Source organism: Marinobacterium sedimentorum (assembly GCF_024267675.1).
Taxonomy (GTDB): Bacteria; Pseudomonadota; Gammaproteobacteria; order Pseudomonadales; family Balneatricaceae; genus Marinobacterium_A; species Marinobacterium_A sedimentorum.
This window is the reverse complement of record NZ_JALDYX010000024.1, coordinates 14,272-31,669: the sequence shown is the minus strand read 5'-3', so window position 1 is coordinate 31,669 and position 17,398 is coordinate 14,272. Positions and strand designations below refer to the sequence as shown.

Below are 17,398 nucleotides of genomic sequence, written 5' to 3'. Positions count from 1 at the left end.
TTGCTAGCGCGCCTCAAGCAATGCCTGCACATGCGCCACGGCGCTTAGGCCAAGCGCCTTGAGGTTATAGCCGCCTTCCAGTACCGACAGAATACGGCCACCGGCGTAGCCACTGGCGGCCTCCCCGATCAGCCCTGTAATCCAGTAAAAGTCCTCGTCGGTCAATTGCAGTTGCCCCAGCGGGTCGTCGCGATGGGCATCAAAACCCGCCGAGACAAAGATCATGTCCGGGCGGTGCTCTGCCAGCGCCGGCAGCCAGTCCTGCTCGATGGCGTGACGAAAGGCACTGCTACCGGTGCCCGCCGCCAGCGGCGTATGGACAATATTAGGCCGGCGAATATCCTGGAAGCGAAATGGATAAAACGGATACTGAAAACTTGAGCACACCAGTACTTCGGGTCTGTCCTTGAAGATATCCACGGTGCCGTTGCCGTGATGGACATCGAAATCCAGCACCGCCACGCGCTCGATATCGCTCTGGCGCAGCGCCCACTCGACCCCCAGAGCGACATTGTTGAACAGGCAGAAGCCCATGGCCGTCGCCTGCTCAGCATGATGGCCGGGCGGACGAATGGCGCAAAAGGCATTCTGGCAGGCGCCGACGAGTATGCGCTGGGTTCCCAGCAGCACGGCCCCGGCAGCCAGGCGCGCAGCACGCAGACTGTGGGGATTCAGCGCCGTATCCGGATCGGCGTAATTGTGCCCCTGCTGCGGGTGCAAGGACTCCAGCTCACGAATATAGGCCAGCGGATGGGCCAGTTCGAGCTGTTGTGTGGTGACGGGTTTCGGTGTCAGGCAGTCGAGCCGGGCCAGCAGGCCGCTGGTGCTGAGCTGATCGGTGATGGCCTGCAGGCGCTGCGGGCTTTCGGGGTGACCTGCTCCCATCTCATGCAGCTGACAGTCGATATGGGTAATGTAGGCTGTCGTCATATGAAATCCTTTTTAATATATAGAGTTAGAATCAAATACTAGAAAAAGGTTTCGTAGAAAAGCAGCATCAGTCCATGCCTGCGATGCTAGGCTCGCGGTGCTTTCGACCGCGCAGCATATAGGTATGCATCCGGCCCTTTCCCTTGATGCTGATAAGCCCGCGATCCTCGAACAGGTAGTCGTGCTGCAGGTGTTTCCAGGTATTTTCGGTGACCTGAATGCAGCCCTCAATGCCCTGAGATTCCATGCGTGAGGCGATATTGACCGCATCGCCCCAGATATCGTAAATGAATTTTCGGGTACCTATGACCCCGGCCACTACGGGTCCTGTGTTAATGCCGATGCGCATGTGCAGATCGCTCTGGTGGCGACGATTGAAACGCTCGATGGCATCCAGCATGTCCAGTGCCATTTCGGCGACAACCCGGGCATGGTCTTTGCGTTCTACCGGCAGGCCTGCACCCACCATATAGGCATCGCCGATGGTCTTTATTTTCTCCAGCCCGAGCAGCTCGCTCAGACGGTCGAACTCGGAAAATATCTCGTTCAGCAGGCTGACAAGCTTCACCGCCGGCAGGCCGGCCGACATGGGCGTGAAATTAACGATATCGGCGAACAGGATGGTAACCTCGGCGAAACTATCGGCAATGGTGCCCTCGCCCTGTTTCAGGCGCGCAGCAATAGGCGCCGGCAGTATATTGAGCAGCAGGTGGTCTGATTTTTCCTGCTCGGCGGCAAGGTCTGCCAGGGTTTCCTCCAGCCGGTCGATCATGGTATTGAAGTTCTGCGCCAGAACGCCGGTTTCATCTTCAGTCAGTACAGGCGCACGTACATGCAGATCCCCTGCGGCGATCTGCCGCGTGGTGGCATTCACGGCAAGAATGGGGCGCGCAATCTGCCGGGCGATGAAATAGGTGCCAAGCAACAGCAGTGCCACGGCCAGCAGCCCGAGCAGCAGCATCAGCCAGCCCAGGCGTGTGGCCGGTTGCAGCGCCTCGCTGACGCGGATTTCCGTGAGCAGGGCCAGACCCAGATCCGGCAGCCAGCGATAGCTGCCAATCACCGCCTGGCCGGCGTAGTTCAGATAGAGCCCAGCGCCGCTTTGGCCCTTTATCGCGGTGTCGATACCCAGACTGTGAGCGCCATCGGGATAGGCCTGTTCCCCGAAGCGCGCCATCGACAGAAAGCGGTGGCCGGTATCCACCAGATAGGATTCACCGGTTTGCCCCAGGCCACCGCGCTGGCTGACGATGTCGACCAGCACCGGCACCCGGATCTGGGCTGCAAGAACGCCCAGCGGCTCGCCATTGCGCCCGGTCAGCGGTGTAGCAACGGTGAGTGTCGGGAGTCGGGTATCGGCTGCCTGATACACCGGCTGGATAAAGGTGTGGTCGCGGCCCTCGACAAAGAATGGGTCACTGCTGCGAACTTCACCCTCCTGCTCGGAGCGGGTTGAGAAGAAAATCCTGCCCTCGTCCTGGCTCAGCAGCATGAGCCCGGTCAGGTCGGTTGCCGCGGCGGAACCGTAATCGAGGAAGGTGGATCGAAACAGCGTATCAGCCATGGCCATATAGGTTGGCTGATATTCCGGGCTGCCCAGGGGCAGCCCGCGCAGCTCACTGATGGCATCGCGCAACGCATCGACAGCTGCGATTTTTCGCACTATATCGGCTTGATCGGCCATAAATTCATAGATTTCCCCTTCCCGCTGTTCGGCAATCAGCTCAAACCGGTCAATGGCCATGCGCTGCAAAAGCCCGGCCGACAGCATGTAGGACACCACCGCCAGGGCAATCACCACGGGCAGGGAAACCAGCAGTATCCCGGCGGTCATTCGCGCCTTGAGGCTGTGCCGCAGTATCGCTGTGCCAGTGAGTCGCATTCACGCCTGTCCGATTATCGGTCCATGAATGGCGCCCGCCGCAGCGGCCGGAGCGCCCTGCCTCAAGGTTAGCGGCTTTTGGTGCTCTTCGGCGCCGATCTATGCCCTGGGCGATCATCTTCTGGCCTTTTCCTGCAAGGATGTCTGCGCTAGCAGCCTGTCGGACTTATCACTGATCTACTGCGGAAAAGCCGAATTTGGTCATTTTTCGTACTCTTTATTGTTAAATAGAACCACTATTCGCCGCAAAAGAGCTCAAAAACTGCCGCAAATCGATCTTTCTCTCGCTACGATCGGCCAAGCCCGACAGGCTGCTGGAAGCCTGAACTAGGCTGATAACAGGGAATAGATGCATCAGGCCAGTCGGAGAACGTCCATGTCACTGCCAGATCAATACTACCGCCGGGGCGATGTCGGCGCTGTTACGCGTCGGCGGTTGCTGCAGCGCTCCGTGCTAGGCGTGGGTGCACTGCTGGGTTGGCCGGCGCAGGCCGAAGACATGGCTGGCGTCGATACTCTGTCGATTGGCTTTTGTGGGCCCTTTACCGGGCCGGCACAGGATACCGGACTCGAGATCAGCCGCGGCGTGCTGATGGCATTAATGGATGCCAGGGCCGATGGCGAGATTCCGTTGCAACTGGCCGGGCAGCGCTACGATATTCATCCTGTCTGGGTGGATACTGCCTCGGATCCGGCCAGGGCAGTGCAGGCCCTCAAGCACGCGCAGGACGAGAATCAGCTGAGCCTGCTGGTGGGTGGCTGGCACTCCGATGTCGCCCTGGCGCTGATGGAAGCCGAGGCGCCCCTTGGAATTCTGCATCTGGGCCATCTGGGAGAAGCCCAGGCAATTTCCGATCGACTGAACCAGGATTACGCCAAATACCGAGGCTGGTTCAAGGGCTGGCCCGCGCCCGGCCTGCTGGCGGCCCGTTACGGTGAGCCACTGCAGTATCTGCGCGATCAGGGGCTCTGGCGCCCGGCGAACAACCGGGCGGCCATCATGGCAGAGGACAGTGCCTATGGCCGTGGTTGGGCGGATGCCCTGCGCAGCAGCTTGCAGTCGGTGGGCTTTAGTGTCGAGTCGCCGGATCTCACCGCCCTCGATCAGGATGATTTCTTGCCACTTCTGGCCCGTTATCGCGACGAGGATATTTCCCTGGTGGCGATGACCACCACCGGTATCCAGGCCGGCGCGCGCTTTGTTCGCCAGTTCCGCGAGCTGCAGCTGAATGCGCTGCTGCTGGGCCACGGGTTGCGCTGGACGCGGGACTGGTACGCCTACACCGGCAACAGCTCGGACTACGTGATTTCGATGGATTCAGCCATGCCGATTGCGCTCTGGCAGCAGTGGTGGGTGCGCCGTTACCACAGTCTTTTTGGCGATATGCCCAGCATAGCCGCTGCAGGGCTGCATTATGACTATACCCGCATGGCTATCCGCATGCTCAATGCTACCTCCAGCCTGGCGCTGGATGACCTGACGCGCACGCTCTACCGCAGCCCCTACCGCGGTGTCTGGAATCGCTACCAGTTCTCCAACAGGCCCCATCCCCGCGCCCAGTCTCCAAACGAAGTCATTACCGGCAGCTTTATGGAAGGTTTTTTCTTTCCGCTGGCACAGCTGCGCAACGGCGAGGCACATATCGTCTGGCCGCCGCGCTACGCCGATCAGCGCTTCATGATGCCAGCAAAACGCAGTTAGCATTCTTTTAAGATTCCTTGAGTGAAGTATTAACAACGCCGCTTGAGTGTCAGGCGTAGGCTGAAACGGTCGAACCTGAAGCTGAGTACGTGGCATGAAAAATGTGTATCTGATTAGTGCATTGGCGCTGCATAGCGCCGTTTCGATGGCGGCGACGCCGAATGACAATGCTGCCGTCATCGAACGTGGCCGTTATCTGGTTGGCGTGGGTGGTTGCAATGACTGCCACTCGACGGGTTATGCCGAAATCGGCGAGGTGATGCCCGAATCCGAACGTCTGCTGGGCTCAGGCGTAGGTTTCGCCGGCCCCTGGGGCCTGAGTTATCCCGCCAACCTGCGGTTGAAAGTTGCAACGATGCAGCCCGAGCAATGGCAGCAGCGCATTCGCGCCGGTGGCATGCCCCCGATGACCTGGCCCTCGCTGCAGCTGATGACACAGGAGGATCAGCTGGCGGTGTATCAGTATCTGCGCAGCCTGGGTCCCGCGGGAATAGATGCCCCTGTCGCCGTCGCTCCGGGGCGGCCGATTCCGACACCCTATATTTCGCTCGAACCACTGCCGCCGACCGACGATGCGGTCATGGCCAGGGGCGAGGCTCAGCTGGATCGCGGAGGTCCTGATGAAAATCCCGAAAACTAGCCACCGGAGGCGCGGCATAATTGCAGCGGGTAGCGACAATAAGCCGCAGCGCAGATTCTGGAAAGCTCCCGCCTTGTGCAAAAAGCTCTGGCCGTGGCGAATCACCGGCTCTGCGACCTTGATGCCAGCAGCCAGGGCCACTTCGCGCAAAAAATCAGGCCTGCGTCGCCAGAAATGGTGGTTGCGGTTCCTGTTGCCCTGGAGGTTGCGACGTCGTCAGTCAGTGGAGGGTCAGGCGTGTTGTAGCGGGAGCCTGTTGAACGCGGCAAACCTGGCAGGCACCCAGGCGGTTGGCGATAATCGCGTTGCCACGGCCCCTGGCGCTACGCCTGATCCGCGCTGGCAGCAGGCTGGCTAATACCGCCTGGCGGTGGCGCCGCGCATGGATTCATCGGCACAAGTACCAGGGGGCGCTGCAGCAGCAGGCGAAAGCGCCCTCGCCCCGTTTTCTCGATGCGCAGGAAAGGGCTGCGCTCCTGCAGACGCCGGCTGAGCAAAATCAGCCGCGCTTCCAGATTGTCGCTGATTTCGGGCAGACCCAGACGGCTATCAAGGCGCAGCTCACGGTTACTGAAATCGACACGCCCTCTTTCGCGGTAATCATTCAGAATGCGCCAGAGCACGGCACCGGCCACACCCTTGATCAGGTAGTCGCCATCGATAAACACGCTGTGATCCCGGTCATGGTATTCCACCCGCAGAGGGTCGGGTGATGCATCTGCGAGGGGATCTTCGATACAGAGACAGTCAGCTGGCGGCGCCACTAGCCTTGGCTCATCGGCAAGTTGCAGGCCCTGAATCGCCAGGCCTGCCTGGGCGCAGAGTGTGACCAGAGCATCTTCGAGGTCATAACTGAAACGGCACTCCTGCTGGCTTTCGGTGTAGAGCACACCGATCAGCCCGCGGATGCCGGGCAAAGGGATGGCCATTTGGCTGGAAGGCTCGTTCAGGCCGGGCAGGTTAATGACCTGCTCCAGCGCATCCACCAGGCCCTCCGCAATCGCCTGCTCGCGCACGGCCCTGGTATAAGCGTATTCGGCGGCGGTAAACATGATGCGAATGGGCACCTGTTCCCGCGCAGCGATACCGATAACACCAACCCCGAGGGGAATCTCGGCACCGATACCTGAGCTGGGGTAGCCCCGGCTCGCCACCACATAAAGCTTGGCACCGGGCCTGTCGGCTATCAGCAGCATGCTGTGGCTGAGTCCCAGGGAGCGGTCCAGCGCATCAAGCAGATTATCAACCAGGTCTTCCAGGCTGGAGCAATTGTGCAGGCGCTCGCTGCACTGGCGCAGCGCCGGCAAGATGGCACGCCCTGGCAGCTGACGTGGCAATTCGGCCCCTGGCACGGCCTCTATATCGAGAATGCGATAGACATCGGTACCGCGCAGCCGGAACACCCCCACCAGACCTTCATGGGATGCGATGCCGGCGAGCCTGGCTTTCATGCGTTCAAACAGCGGACCTTGCGTTTCAGTGCGCAGATAGCGCGCTTTCATGCGATAGCGGGCGGCGGTATCGGGATCCACCATCAGCACCGTTGCCAAAGGGTTGGCGAGAATGTTTTCACGCGTCTTGTTAAAGAATTGAAACGACAGTGCTATATGGTCCTGATCGACATACATCACCTGGGAGACATAGGAGACATTGGGGACCAGGTCACGGCTGCAGGTAGCCACCCCTGCCGGGATAACCCCTTCCAGACAATTGCGCAGCGTGTCGATACTCAGATAGGGATTCATGGGGCTTTTCCCGGCTTCAGGGGCTCACCGGCGTGGGGCCCGGGGGTCTGGCCGTAAACGGCACTGGGCGAGAAGCTTACTGCGACAAGATCGGCGGGATCTGCGGCGTAAAACGCGCGGCTGAAGGCTTCCGGCACCTGGTAGTGCTGCAGGCGCCTTGCCAGGCGCTCGACATAGGGGCCAAGTGCGGCGGCGTCTGCTGCACTGATGGCTTCAATGCGCGCATCATTGCCCTTGAGCTGCACGGTACGGTGGGTTTCGGGTTCATTGAAAACCGCAGCAATGTGCCCGTTAGCGGCGATACACGTCAGCAGTTCGCGGGCCTGGGATACGGGGACCATCAGCGCCAGCCGGTGCCCATCGGCAGACATTCGGGCTCCGAGAGCCCGCGCCAGCGTAGGTTCCCCTGCATCGCTGCAGGCAGCGACCTGTATCGATAGCTGACTGGTAAGAAACTGGATCAGACTGGGATCAAGCGGCCCCTCGACGTTGCTGATGCGCATGGGTGCTTTCCGGCGCGATCACCGCCAGACGGTGATCAACAGTTGGTCATTCGATCACCTAAGCATTGACGACAAAAGGCCGCCCGGCAACGTCTTCGGCGGCACTTTCGCGGGCCATTTTGTCCGAATATGAACGCAGCTACGGTTGGAGGCCGCTTTGTGACAGGCGCATGCTGGTGAATGGCACGGTTGCCTTTTACCAAAAAAGGCGCGGAGACAACGCTAGAAGGTCGGCGGTGTATGGGCGCTGACGATACGGCAGGTTTTCTTGCTGCGATTGCGAAAACGATGGGGGATCTGGGTGGAGAACGAGTAGCTGTCGCCGGCATCCAGCCGATGCACTTCACCGCCGATAGTGACCTCGATAGAGCCTTCGATCACAGTGCCGGCCTCTTCACCTTCATGGGACATCATCTCCGTGCCCGTGTCGGCGCCGGGCTCATAGCTTTCGATGAGCAACGCCAGGCCAGACTTGTTTTCGACACTGCCCACCAGGCGCAGCTCTATGCCATCACTGCCGATATCAATGAGCTCCTCGGGGCGGTACACCACCTTGTCATGGGCGTTCAAATCAACGGTAAAGAATTCGCTGACCGACATCGGAATGCCATCAAGAATTTTTTTCAGTGAACTGACCGACGGGCTGACGCGGTTCTGTTCAATCATCGAAATCGTGCTGTTGGTCAGGCCCACCCGCTTGGCCAGTTCGCGCTGAGAAAAGCCGTAGATTTGACGAATTTTCTTGAGTCGGTCACCTACATCCACTCTTGAAACTCCCATCCTGATAAATATATTGATCGCAGGTCGATTGGCGGCATCAGGCCGGCCGCATCATAGCATGATGCCGACGGATAAAAAGTGGCAGCAGGCAGTGGCTAAAGAGCCACGGCACCTGCTTGCTGCAGTCGTTCTGGCGGCTGCGGAACTGCGCACCTTCAGGCGCTTCGTGCCGCCGCACGGACCCGGCAGGCGTTGCCAAAAGTCTCAAAAATAGCGTGGTAGAAAGGATGCTGTGCCATTTGCCACTCCGGGTGCCACTGCACCGCCAGCAAAAAGCCCGCGCTGCTGTCTTCAAGGCTAAAGGCTTCTACCAGTCCATCCGGTGCCAGGGCTTCGGCACGCAGCCCTGGTGCCAGGCGCTGCACGCCCTGCCCGTGCAACGAATTAACCTGCTGGCTTAGGGCACCGTTCATCAATCGGGCCAACCGACCGCCGGGTTGGAGTTCAACCGGATGACGGGTGGCGTACTGCTGCTGCAACGCCAGTTGCTTGTCTTCGCGGTGATCCTGCAGCCCCGCAACCTGGTGTACGGCCTGATGCAGGCTGCCACCAAGCGCCACATTGATTTCCTGAAAGCCACGGCAGATGCCGAGTACCGGCACCTGCTGCTCGATTGCGGCGCGGATCAGCGTCAGTGTGGTGGCGTCGCGCAGCGGATCCGTGAGCATGTCTTCCTGCTGCTGCGCAGCGCCATAGTGTCTGGGCTCGACATTGGAATGGCTGCCGGTCAGCAGGAGTCCGTCCAGCTGCGACAGCAGTTCGATGCTTTCTTCCCCCAAAGCCGGCAGGAGCAGTACCGAGACATCGGCGCCGCTGCGGGCGGCCTGAATGTACTTGTCACCCACCATGTGAAAACGATGCGCACCCAGCAAGCTGGTGCAACAGGCAATTCCGACAAGGGGGCGTGCTGTTGGCGAGGCGGATAGAGGCGTCATGGTATTTCTCGATTGATCTTTATATTCATCATTCAGGTATGAGTTATAGCCTGTTCTTTTACGCTGAATTAAGCGGTTTTTCTACATCGAAGAAAATAAAAGAACATAAATAGCTTTATAAGCGGGTTTTTGCCGCATCATTGATCAATAAATTGATCAGCCCGGCTTGACCGACAGATTTGCGAATCGCTAAACTGATCGATATAACAAACACATAAAAGCGTTTGTTGTGGCCGCCTCCGGCCATCCCACGCTCATGGCGTGATTTCAAGAAAACCAAGGACAAGACCATGTCTTCCCACAGTCAGCACACCGAAGCCGCTATTTTTCTGCAACAGAATCCGGATATGGAGGCCATTGACCTCCTTATCCCCGATCTTAATGGCGTAATCCGGGGCAAGCGCATTGAACGCGCAGGGCTGGAAAAAGTGTATGAGGATGGCGTGAACATGCCGGCATCCCTGTTTTCCCTCGATATCACCGGCAATACCGTTGAAAGCTGTGGCCTGGGGCTGGAAATTGGCGAGCCCGACCGGGTCTGCAGACCCGAACCCGGCACTCTGAAGCTGTCACCCTGGCAGCGCCGCCCTATGGCCCAGTTGATGATGCACATGTTCGAGGAAGATGGTTCGCCCTTCTTCGGCGACCCGCGCCATGTTCTGGCCCGGGTGTTGAAAAAATTTGACGCACTGGGTCTGACCCCCGTGGTGGCGGTCGAACTTGAGTTCTACCTTATTGATCAGGAACGGGACGAAGCAGGCCGCCCGCAGCCGCCGTTATCACCGCGCAGTGGCAAGCGTGACGAGCATACCCAGGTATACTCGATGACCAATCTGGACGACTACGCAAACCTGCTGGAAGACATCGCCGAGTACACCGCCGCGCAGGATATTCCTGCCGATACCGCAGTGGCGGAAAATGCCCCGGGCCAGTTCGAGATCAATCTCAAGCATCAGGACAATGCCCTGGTGGCCTGCGATAACGCTCTGCTGCTCAAGCGGGTAATCAAGTCCGTGGCCGAACAGCACGGCATGGAAGCCTCCTTTATGGCCAAACCCTACAGCGAAGAAGCCGGCAATGGCATGCATATTCATATCAGTCTGCTGGATGCCCAGGGCAACAACGTCTTAGCCGAGCATCAGCAGATGTTGGAGCATGCCGTCGGTGGTCTTTTGCAGATGATGCCGGCGTCCATGGCGCTGTTCTGCCCCAACGTCAATTCCTACCGTCGGCTGCAACCGGGCTACTACGTGCCCATCGCGCCCAACTGGGGATACGACAACCGCACAGTCGCGGTTCGCATTCCGGCGGGTACGGAGGCTGCTACCCGCATCGAGCACCGAGTCTCAGGTGCAGATGCCAACCCCTATCTGGTAATGAGCGCCCTGCTTGCCGGTGTACACCACGGCCTGCAACAGGAATGCAAACCGGGCCCGGATACCGAGGGCAACGCCTTCGCCGATGAAATCATTGGCTTGCCGATCCGCATGCCCGATGCGCTGGAACTGTTTCGCCAGAGCGAGGTGCTGCGCAACTATCTGGGCAGCGACTTCGTCGATCTGTATGACAGCTGCAAGTCCGATGAGCTTAGCCAGTTTGAGCGCCATGTCAGCGAACTCGAAACCCAGTGGTATCTGTCGACCCTGTAATGCGCCAGTTCTGGCCTTGTTCTGGACTTGTGAAAGCCGCGCAAGCGGGCCTGTTGCCGCGTTCATGATGCAGTCTGATGCCTTTCTGAGGAATGGAAACAGGCCTGCACCCTGGCGTGGGGGCCGCACTCAAACTCTCTAGTTAACATAATAATCAAGGCTTTATGATGGATACGTTAACTGAAATCTATATAGACGGCTGCTGGGTTCCTGCCAGCGGTACCGTGCGGGAGCTGATTAATCCCGCCAGTGGCGCTGTTCATGCCCGGGTTACTGATGCCAGTGCCGCGGATGTCGATCGGGCAGTACTGGCGGCAAGGCGCGCCTTCCCCTCCTGGTCGGTTACGCCTTCGTGCGAGCGCGCCGCCTGCATCGAGCGCATCTGTGCAGGTCTTGAGGCGCGCCTTGAAGAGCTGGCCTGCACCATTAGCCGGGAGATGGGCATGCCACTGCATCTGTCGCGGGACTGGCAGGTCGCTGGCCCTATCGCCGGCATGCGCTCCTTTGTGCCCCGGGCGGCGCTGATGGATGAGGTGCGTCGCGAAGGGCATTCCATGATCCTGCGCGAAGCCATTGGTGTCTGTGCCTTTATCACGCCCTGGAATGTGCCGCTGCACCAGCTGGTGGGCAAGGTGGCGCCGGCGCTGGCCGCCGGTTGCACCATGGTGCTGAAACCTGCCGAGACGACACCGCTGCACGCGCTGATATTCGCCCAGGTAGCCCATGATGCAGGCCTGCCCGCCGGTGTATTCAACCTGGTTACCGGTGACGGCCCAGGCGTGGGTGAGCCGCTCTGTACCCATGCACAGGTGGACATGGTGTCTTTTACCGGCTCCACCCGGGCAGGTGTCCGTATCGCCCAGATGGCGGCACCGGATGTAAAGCGCGTGTGCCAGGAGCTGGGCGGCAAATCACCCCTGATCATTACCGAGGATGCGGATCTGCTGGCTGCGATACGCTTTGGCGTGCGCGATGTCATGGTCAACTCTGGCCAGATTTGCTGCGCCCTCACCCGCATGCTGGTGCCGCGCAGTCGCTACGCCGAAGCCGTGGCTATGGCACGGGCTGAAGTTGAGGCTATAAAGGTGGGTGATCCGCGCTCAAACGACAGTTTTATGGGCCCCATGAGCTCGGCCGCGCACCAGACACGGGTGCTGGATGCTATCCGCAAGGGCGTGCATGAAGGTGCCCGGCTGGTGTGCGGTGGCACTGAACCGCCCGCGGGACTGGAGCAGGGTTGCTATGTGCGCCCCACGCTGCTGGCCGACGTCACCGCCGACATGAGCGTGGCGCGGGAGGAAATTTTTGGCCCGGTGCTGTGCATGCTGGCCTTTGAGGATGAAGCGCACGCCATTCGTCTGGCCAATGACACGGCCTACGGGCTTGCCGCCGCGGTTTGGGCCGGGGATGTCGGGCAGGCGCAGCAGATCGCCCGTCGCCTGCGTGCAGGCCAGGTCAGCCTGAACGGTGCCGGTTGGAATTACAGCGCGCCCTTTGGCGGCTATAAACAGTCGGGCAATGGCCGTGAGTGGAGCAATGAAGGCCTGCTCGAGTTCGTCGAGATAAAGTCGATTCAGCTACCTGAGTAACCCGCCAGATCTCTGCGGGTAACGAGAACCAAGATGACAACACAACAGCATACTGCGTCCTACTATGCCGCCTCCGCCAATGATACCCGGCAGCGGCCGTCCCTTACGGGTGATGCCACGGCGGATATCTGCGTTATTGGTGCCGGCTTTACCGGCCTGTCCAGTGCGCTGCACCTGGCAGAACAGGGCTACAAGGTCATAGTGCTGGAGGCCAGCCGCATTGGCTTTGGTGCCTCGGGCCGCAATGGGGGCCAGATCGTGCACAGCTACAGCCGTGATATGGATTTTATCGAGAAACATTATGGCCAGGATACTGCCAACGCCATGGGCGCCATGGCCTTCGAGGGGGGGCAGATTATTCGCGATTTCGTCAAACGCTACGATATTCGCTGCGATCTGAAAGACGGCGGCATCTTCGCCGCCTGCACCGGCGCCCAGCTGGACGAAATGGCCAGCAAGAAACGCCTGTGGGAAAGACATGGCCATGAGCAGCTTGAGCTGCTGGATGCCAGCAGCATTCGCCAGTACATCGGTTCGGACCGCTACACCGGCGGCCTGCTGGATAAAAGCGGCGGGCATTTTCATCCGCTGAATCTGGTGCTCGGAGAAGCCGCTGCGCTGGAATCCCTTGGCGGCGTGATTTACGAAGGTTCCAAGGTCGTGCGCGTGGAACAGGGCGACAAGGTGCGTCTGCACACCGAACAAGGCTGCGTCAGCGCAAACCATGTTGTGGTGGCCGGCAATGCCTACCTGGGAGGCCTGATTCCGCAGCTGGCGCAAAAATCCATGCCCTGTGGCAGCCAGGTGCTGGCCACCGAGCCCCTGAGCCAGGAGGTGCAGCAGGCGCTGCTGCCGCAGGATCAGTGTGTTGAAGACTGCAATTATCTGCTGGACTATTACCGTCTGACCGGTGATGGCCGGCTGATTTACGGCGGCGGCGTGACCTATGGCGCGCGCGAACCCGGCAAGATAGAGCAGCTGATCCGCCCTAACATGCTCAAGACATTCCCTGAGCTCGCCGGCGTCAAGGTGGATTTCGCCTGGAGCGGCAATTTCCTGCTGACCCTGATGCGATTGCCGCAGTTTGGTCGCATTGGCTCCAATATCTATTATGCCCAGGGCTATAGCGGCCACGGCATTGCCAGCTCGCACCTGGCGGGGCGACTGATCTGTGATGCCATTCGGGGCCAGTCCGGGCGCTTTGATGTGTTTGCCGGCCTGCCGCAGTACAATTTTCCCGGCGGGCGCTTGCTGCGCGTGCCACTCACCGCCATGGGCGCCTGGTACTACAGTCTGCGGGACCGACTCGGCGTTTGATGCTGATGCGCACCTAAGCCTGCACCGAGCGTCTTTATCGCTGTGCGCAGGCGGGCTCCAGAGTTCTGAGCATGGCGCCCCACTCATCCAGATCCAGATCCTGGACGCCGTCTTTGCTGAAACGATCCTGTGCCTTGAGCCAGCTGTTGATACAGGCCTGCTTGGTGCCCTGCTGGGCACTCACAAAGGCGCCGGGATCAATGCGCACGCCCAGAACATCCAGCGTATCGGTTTTGAAATTGTAGGATTTGATAATGCCGCCGGCACAGGCGCCGGCGTCATTGGCGACATCAAGGTAGGGTTTCCAGTCCATAAAGGGGGGCTGATTGTTGCTGGCTTGCTCGTTCTGGTTTGCGGCGTGTTGCTGCATAAACAGGCGCCATTCGCTGAGCCGGGTGGGATTAAGCAGACGAAAGGGTGTGGCCGCCGACAGAAATACCAGCCGATCTGACCCCACCTCCGACACCCGCAGCGCACCGTCGTTGCAGCGATCTCCCCCGGGCACATAGAGCAGCGGTTTTACCACCCTATTGCCCTGCGGCTGCAGCAGCAACCAGATGGAACTGCGAAGGTTGCCAAAGCCATTGGCCGCCGTGACTTCGAACAGGGTCCATTTGTCGTTGCCGGTCTTGCTGGGCCAGTGCCCTGCAACGGCATAGGCGATAAAACCGCGGCTGTAGCCCTCTTCGGTGATGCGTTGCGCGGTATAGGTCAGATCGGCGGCATCCTGCCCCGGAAAGATAAACACCGGATATTTTCCAGGCATGCCATCACAGGTGACAGGACTGAAAGGGCTATCGCCGGTGAGGCCGGACAGTAGCTGGTCAAAGCACAGCGGGTGAATGGCTGCCCCGGGCGGAAATACCTGCTCTTCTGCGCTCAGGGTCAGTGTCGACAACAGCCCCAAAAGCGCGAGCCCTGCGAAAAAGAATCGCATCGCTCACCTCCCCCGACCCTCTGCGCTTGCCGCACCCCGACCGGCCGGATATTAAAGGTATCAGCTATCCATCTGAATATGACATTTTCTAAGTGTTGTCGTTAAGACCGTTGCTGACCAGAATTTGTACCGTCTTTCTTGTCATGTCGAGCGCCATTTTGTTGCACAAAATACGGTCTGATACGACGTTCGAGCTTGGTAAATCAGTGCTGAGACTCGAATTCGCCCTGCTCGATCGGGTATTGATCGGCAATCAGCTCTGTGACAAAGGAGGAAGGCCGCGTGCTGCTGTAGGCAAGGTATGCCCGGTGACGGGCGCGGGTCAGTGCCACATAGAACAGACGCCGCTCCTCAGCATGGGGGAAAGTTTCGCCACCGGGCAACAGAGCATCCAGAACTGGATGCAGGCTGCGCGCTGCCGGAAAACCGTACTTACCGCTCTCCAGCCCGAGGATAATCGCATAATCGGCTTCGCGCCCTTTGGCGGCATGCAGTGTACGGCTTTCCAGCTGCAACTGGCCAAAGCGCTGTTGCAGCTGCGCCAGGCGTGCGCTGTCGGGCAGGCTAAAGCGATTGCGCGCCATAATCATCACTGTGCAGCTGATGCCACACTCAGCGGCGCGGCGCTGGCTGATCACCTGCAGAATGCGTTCGAGCACAGCAGGATCCCTGGCGGGCTCGCGGCTACGGTGAGCCAGCAGTGAGACGGCGGGCGCCTCAACCTGGGTCTGGCTATGCAAATGCTTGGGTAGCTGGGCGGGGTTGCGCAGCACAAAGCGCGATGCCAGTTCACCGATACTGCTGTTAAAGCGAAATGTCTGATCCAGCGCGCTAATAGAGACCGGGCCAAAGAATCCGGCAAAATCGGTGGTCAGCCCTACATCGCTGCCGGTGAAACGGTAGATCGACTGCCAATCGTCGCCCACAGCAAAGAGCGCGGCGCCGGGAACGGCATCACGAAGAGCCCGAATCAGGCGGGCGCGCAGGGCCGATATGTCCTGAAACTCATCCACCAGAATATGCCGCCAGGGAGATGCGAAGCGGCCCTGCTCCACATAGTCCAGCGCCTTCGCAATCATGTCGTCGAAATCGATCTCGTCACTGGCGACAAGCTGCGCTCTGTATGCTGCGTGCAGGGGCTGCAGTAACAGCAGAGCCTGCTCCAGGCGTTGCGGCGCGGGACTTGCGTCTACCCGTGCGCGCAGCTCGGTGGCATCCGGCTGCAGGGTTCTGTGGCAGCGCAGCATCTGGCTCAGAAGATCGCCCAAAGGCTGCAGCAGAGCGCCTTGCTGCACAAGCGCCAGTAACGCCTGATCTGCTTTAGGTTGTGCCACAACACCCTGCTCGCTCAACTGGCGGGCCAGGGCATCGATTAGGCTGCCGTCCTGTTGCTGATGAAACCGCAGCTCAATACGGCGCTGGCCATTGTGGCGCAGTGCATCGAGCGCCCCCAGGTAGGCCGCGGGTTCGATCCAGGCCGGCGTGTCCTCATCCCTATCAAGCAGCAGCAGGTCTATGCAGATATCCTGGGCCGGCAGGTAAAAGTCGGGCACCAGCTGCATGGGCCGGATCGCGCTTTCTGCTGTTGCCAGTGCTTGCTCCGGCGCCAGGGGGTAGATTCCGGCCGGGCGGTAGCGATAGTCGATGCCCTGACTCCAGAGCCAGTCGGCAATGACGCAGGCGGCGCTACTGTGCATTTCATCGCCCGCGCCATCCGATGAGCCATCGACTAAGCCTGAAAGCGTGTGCACGCCGTTGCTGCGCATAAAGCGCTGATGTTCATTTTCTGTGGCGAAGTTGAAGGGACTGTCCGCCGGGAGGCGGAAACGCAGCAGATAGTCCAGTACCTGACGGCGGTATTCGGGCCTGTCCAGCAGTGCTTCAAACTGTTGGGCAACCCAGTTGCCAAGCTTGGCGTCATCTTCGGCGAGCGGGCTGATAGGTGGCCTGCGACCTTCTACCGCGGTGATAATGCGCTGGCCCAGGGCATGGAAGGTGGTGGCGTCAAGCTTGATGCCAAGACGCTGCTGCAGGCGCTGCTGCATTTCATCAGCCGCCTGGCGACCAAAGGCCAGCAGCAGGATGTCCTGGGGTTCAGCCTGGCCACTGGCGATCAGATAGGCGGTACGGCCGATAAGGGTGCTGGTTTTTCCACTGCCAGCGCCAGCCAGTACCAGGTTGTTGTCATCCAGTGTTATGCAGGCGCGCTGCTGACTGGGTGTCAGCGGCAGGCGTTCGATTTTCTCAAACAAAGAGCGGTGACGCGCCTGCTGGCGGCCCAGGTAGTGCTCGCGGTAGCGCTGCAACAGCTGCGGGTCCCCGCTGGCGATGCGGCCCAGCCGCTGGTAACGCAGATCCGGCCGGGCCGGCGCCTGTACCAGGGCGGCATCACTTTTGTGCAGCAGCGCAGCGGCCTGAGTCTGCAGCTGCGACCAGGTTGAGCTGCGCACATAGCCATGCCTTACGGCTGTTTCTATGCGTTGCAGCTGCAGGGCGAAATCGGGTTCGTGCTGCTGGTGCAGGTACTGGCTGAATGCGCGCCAGAATTGACGGTGCCAGCGGCCTATCCAGCGTAGCGCCGGTTTGCCTTCGAACGCGAGTTGGTGAAATGCCGCACCTGTATGAACCTGCTGTGCCACCGCCAGAGACTGCCATGGAATCAGTTCGTCGGGATGATCCCTGAACCCTACCAGCAGCCCGTCGGGCCCGGCGGTCAGGGTTGTCCAGTGGCAATCGAGCCTGTGTGCAAAGAGCCTGGCTGGCAGTGGCGCTGTAATAGTGACGATCAA

Annotated in this window: 14 protein-coding genes; 6 read left to right on the top strand and 8 right to left on the bottom strand. The window is 59.9% G+C overall.

The genetic code is table 11. The features are described from left to right. Positions 1 to 3: 3 nt before the first annotated feature. Both MRS74_RS17315 and MRS74_RS17310 read right to left on the bottom strand, forming a co-directional pair. On the bottom strand, positions 4 to 930 hold the full coding sequence (locus MRS74_RS17315; protein WP_254581528.1) for a histone deacetylase family protein: 927 nt from the start codon (positions 928 to 930) through the stop codon (positions 4 to 6). A 67-nt stretch (positions 931 to 997) separates the two neighbouring features. After that, entirely contained in the window at positions 998 to 2,812 is a 1,815-nt protein-coding gene (locus MRS74_RS17310) for an adenylate/guanylate cyclase domain-containing protein (RefSeq protein WP_254581527.1), read from the bottom strand. A 28-nt stretch (positions 2,813 to 2,840) separates the two neighbouring features. Between MRS74_RS17310 and MRS74_RS17305 the strand changes: the two genes are divergently transcribed. The 3 genes from MRS74_RS17305 to MRS74_RS17295 all read left to right on the top strand — a co-directional run bounded on the left by MRS74_RS17305 (position 2,841) and on the right by MRS74_RS17295 (position 5,154). Further along, positions 2,841 to 3,143 carry a hypothetical protein gene (locus MRS74_RS17305; protein WP_254581526.1) on the top strand — a complete coding sequence of 101 codons (303 nt, stop codon included), beginning with the start codon at positions 2,841 to 2,843 and terminating at the stop codon, positions 3,141 to 3,143. 45 nt (positions 3,144 to 3,188) lie between these two features. After that, the gene (locus MRS74_RS17300; protein WP_254581525.1) at positions 3,189 to 4,514 is read left to right on the top strand and encodes an ABC transporter substrate-binding protein; all 1,326 of its coding nucleotides are present in this window, start codon (positions 3,189 to 3,191) and stop codon (positions 4,512 to 4,514) included. A 94-nt stretch (positions 4,515 to 4,608) separates the two neighbouring features. Further along, positions 4,609 to 5,154: a hypothetical protein gene (locus MRS74_RS17295; RefSeq protein WP_254581524.1), complete on the top strand. Its 546-nt coding sequence runs from the start codon at positions 4,609 to 4,611 to the stop codon at positions 5,152 to 5,154. A 323-nt stretch (positions 5,155 to 5,477) separates the two neighbouring features. Here MRS74_RS17295 and MRS74_RS17290 read toward each other — a convergent pair whose 3' ends face one another. The 4 genes from MRS74_RS17290 to MRS74_RS17275 form a co-directional block, all read right to left on the bottom strand. Beyond that, the gene (locus MRS74_RS17290; protein ID WP_254581523.1) at positions 5,478 to 6,899 is read right to left on the bottom strand and encodes a GAF domain-containing protein; all 1,422 of its coding nucleotides are present in this window, start codon (positions 6,897 to 6,899) and stop codon (positions 5,478 to 5,480) included. Continuing rightward, entirely contained in the window at positions 6,896 to 7,402 is a 507-nt protein-coding gene (locus tag MRS74_RS17285) for a hypothetical protein (protein WP_254581522.1), read from the bottom strand. The genes MRS74_RS17290 and MRS74_RS17285 overlap by 4 nt, the downstream gene beginning before the upstream one ends. A 222-nt stretch (positions 7,403 to 7,624) precedes the next feature. Further along, a complete protein-coding gene (locus MRS74_RS17280) occupies positions 7,625 to 8,167 on the bottom strand; it encodes a cupin domain-containing protein (RefSeq protein WP_254581521.1) in 543 nt (180 codons plus the stop codon). Between the two features lie 170 nt (positions 8,168 to 8,337). After that, positions 8,338 to 9,117 carry a gamma-glutamyl-gamma-aminobutyrate hydrolase family protein gene (locus MRS74_RS17275; RefSeq protein ID WP_254581520.1) on the bottom strand — a complete coding sequence of 260 codons (780 nt, stop codon included), beginning with the start codon at positions 9,115 to 9,117 and terminating at the stop codon, positions 8,338 to 8,340. A gap of 290 nt (positions 9,118 to 9,407) precedes the next feature. Between MRS74_RS17275 and MRS74_RS17270 the strand changes: the two genes are divergently transcribed. The 3 genes from MRS74_RS17270 (at position 9,408) to MRS74_RS17260 (ending at position 13,672) form a co-directional block, all read left to right on the top strand. Beyond that, on the top strand, positions 9,408 to 10,766 hold the full coding sequence (locus MRS74_RS17270; protein ID WP_254581519.1) for a glutamine synthetase family protein: 1,359 nt from the start codon (positions 9,408 to 9,410) through the stop codon (positions 10,764 to 10,766). 167 nt (positions 10,767 to 10,933) lie between these two features. Next, the gene (locus MRS74_RS17265; protein WP_254581518.1) at positions 10,934 to 12,355 is read left to right on the top strand and encodes an aldehyde dehydrogenase family protein; all 1,422 of its coding nucleotides are present in this window, start codon (positions 10,934 to 10,936) and stop codon (positions 12,353 to 12,355) included. A gap of 33 nt (positions 12,356 to 12,388) precedes the next feature. Continuing rightward, on the top strand, positions 12,389 to 13,672 hold the full coding sequence (locus MRS74_RS17260; RefSeq protein WP_254581517.1) for an NAD(P)/FAD-dependent oxidoreductase: 1,284 nt from the start codon (positions 12,389 to 12,391) through the stop codon (positions 13,670 to 13,672). Positions 13,673 to 13,706: 34 nt separating this feature from the next. Here MRS74_RS17260 and MRS74_RS17255 read toward each other — a convergent pair whose 3' ends face one another. Continuing rightward, entirely contained in the window at positions 13,707 to 14,609 is a 903-nt protein-coding gene (locus MRS74_RS17255) for a hypothetical protein (RefSeq protein WP_254581516.1), read from the bottom strand. A gap of 203 nt (positions 14,610 to 14,812) precedes the next feature. Beyond that, on the bottom strand, positions 14,813 to 17,398 hold the full coding sequence (locus MRS74_RS17250) for a UvrD-helicase domain-containing protein (protein WP_254581515.1): 2,586 nt from the start codon (positions 17,396 to 17,398) through the stop codon (positions 14,813 to 14,815).

Bases quoted from the DNA above. Each gene is read 5' to 3' on its own strand.
- MRS74_RS17270 (WP_254581519.1), top strand. From the start codon at position 9,408: ATGTCTTCCCACAGTCAGCACACCGAAGCCGCTATTTTTCTGCAACAG.
- MRS74_RS17300 (WP_254581525.1), top strand. From the start codon at position 3,189: ATGTCACTGCCAGATCAATACTACCGCCGGGGCGATGTCGGCGCTGTT.
- MRS74_RS17255 (WP_254581516.1), bottom strand. From the start codon at position 14,609: ATGCGATTCTTTTTCGCAGGGCTCGCGCTTTTGGGGCTGTTGTCGACA.
- MRS74_RS17315 (WP_254581528.1), bottom strand. From the start codon at position 930: ATGACGACAGCCTACATTACCCATATCGACTGTCAGCTGCATGAGATG.
- MRS74_RS17310 (WP_254581527.1), bottom strand. From the start codon at position 2,812: ATGCGACTCACTGGCACAGCGATACTGCGGCACAGCCTCAAGGCGCGA.
- MRS74_RS17275 (WP_254581520.1), bottom strand. From the start codon at position 9,117: ATGACGCCTCTATCCGCCTCGCCAACAGCACGCCCCCTTGTCGGAATT.
- MRS74_RS17285 (WP_254581522.1), bottom strand. From the start codon at position 7,402: ATGCGCATCAGCAACGTCGAGGGGCCGCTTGATCCCAGTCTGATCCAG.
- MRS74_RS17295 (WP_254581524.1), top strand. From the start codon at position 4,609: ATGAAAAATGTGTATCTGATTAGTGCATTGGCGCTGCATAGCGCCGTT.
- MRS74_RS17260 (WP_254581517.1), top strand. From the start codon at position 12,389: ATGACAACACAACAGCATACTGCGTCCTACTATGCCGCCTCCGCCAAT.
- MRS74_RS17305 (WP_254581526.1), top strand. From the start codon at position 2,841: ATGGCGCCCGCCGCAGCGGCCGGAGCGCCCTGCCTCAAGGTTAGCGGC.
- MRS74_RS17290 (WP_254581523.1), bottom strand. From the start codon at position 6,899: ATGAATCCCTATCTGAGTATCGACACGCTGCGCAATTGTCTGGAAGGG.
- MRS74_RS17265 (WP_254581518.1), top strand. From the start codon at position 10,934: ATGGATACGTTAACTGAAATCTATATAGACGGCTGCTGGGTTCCTGCC.